Below are 1,528 nucleotides of genomic sequence, written 5' to 3' on the forward strand. Positions count from 1 at the left end.
CTTTAGGATCTTTGCCCGCCAGCAGCTTATCCAGCTCATCGCCGCCCACGTGACGGAAGTCTTGTCCCTTCACGAAATAGAAGATGTATTCGCAGATATTCTGGCAGCGGTCACCGATACGTTCGATGGAACGTGCGCAGAACAGCGCAGTCAGCACACTTGGAATGGTACGCGGGTCTTCCATCATGTAGGTCATCAGCTGGCGCACGATGCCTTCATACTCCTGGTCGACTTTCTTATCTTCGCGATAAATACGTACCGCTTCGTCGAGATCCATACGCGCAAACGCATCCAGCACGTCATGCAGCATTTGTACGGTGTGACGGCCCAGCGATTCCAGACTTACCAGCAGCGGCTGATGCTGTTGCGAAAACTTCTCCAGCGCGGTGCGGCAAATTTTGTCCGCCACATCACCAATACGCTCCAGCTCAGCGATAGTTTTGATAATCGCCATCACCAGACGCAGGTCGCTGGCGGTAGGTTGACGCTTGGCGATGATACGCACGCAGGCTTCATCGATCGCCACTTCCATCATGTTGACGTTTTTATCGCCTTCAATGACGCGCTTCGCCAGTTCGCTGTCCTGATTGTGCATGGCGGTAATCGCATCAGAAAGCTGCTGCTCTACCATGCCACCCATGGTCATCACCTGGGTACGGATGCTTTCCAGCTCTGCATTGAACTGGCCGGAAATATGTTTATTAAGGTTAAGGTTATCCACAACAAGCTCCTGAATCAGCCGTAACGACCGGTGATGTAGTCTTCAGTTTGTTTCTTCGCGGGCTTGGTGAACAGATCGTCCGTGTTGCTGAACTCAATCAACTCGCCCAGGTACATAAATGCCGTGTGATCGGAACAACGCGCTGCCTGTTGCATGTTGTGGGTAACGATAACAACGGTGTAATCTTCTTTCAGCTCAGTGATCAGCTCTTCAATACGCCCGGTAGAAATCGGGTCGAGCGCTGAACATGGCTCATCAAGCAGTAGCACTTCCGGGCGAATGGCGATACCACGCGCAATACACAGACGCTGCTGCTGACCACCGGAGAGAGAGTACCCGCTCTGGTGTAATTTATCTTTGGTTTCATTCCACAGTGCGGCCTTGGTCAATGCCCACTGCACACGTTCGTCCATATCCGCACGCGAGAGTTTCTCAAACAAACGTACGCCAAACGCGATGTTGTCGTAGATAGACATTGGGAACGGCGTTGGCTTCTGGAACACCATGCCGACTTTGGCACGCAGCAGCGCGATGTCCTGGGTGTTGGTGAGAATATTGTCACCATCCAGCAGGATTTCACCTTCCGCACGCTGCTCCGGGTACAGTTCAAACATTTTGTTGAAGGTACGCAGCAGCGTCGATTTACCACAGCCTGACGGCCCGATAAACGCCGTGACCTGGTTTTTCGCGATATCCAGGTTGATGTTCTTCAGGGCATGGAATTTGCCATAGTAGAAGTTCAAATCACGAACCTGAATTTTACCCGGGGCAGTATCAACCATACTCATTTCAATCTCTTCCTCATCC

2 protein-coding genes are annotated in these 1,528 nt (G+C 51.9%); both read right to left on the bottom strand.

Annotation, left to right across the window (positions count from 1 at the left end):
* Positions 1 to 721, bottom strand: a 721-nt coding sequence (gene phoU / locus JTI85_RS01215) for a phosphate signaling complex protein PhoU (RefSeq protein WP_204558703.1), incomplete at its 3' end; no start/stop codon positions are given.
* Positions 722 to 735: 14 nt separating this feature from the next.
* A complete protein-coding gene (pstB, locus tag JTI85_RS01220; protein WP_003023821.1) occupies positions 736 to 1,509 on the bottom strand; it encodes a phosphate ABC transporter ATP-binding protein PstB in 774 nt (257 codons plus the stop codon).
* Positions 1,510 to 1,528: the final 19 nt, after the last annotated feature.

The organism is Citrobacter sp. Colony219 (assembly GCF_019382635.1).
GTDB classification, from domain to species: domain Bacteria; phylum Pseudomonadota; class Gammaproteobacteria; order Enterobacterales; family Enterobacteriaceae; genus Citrobacter; species Citrobacter youngae.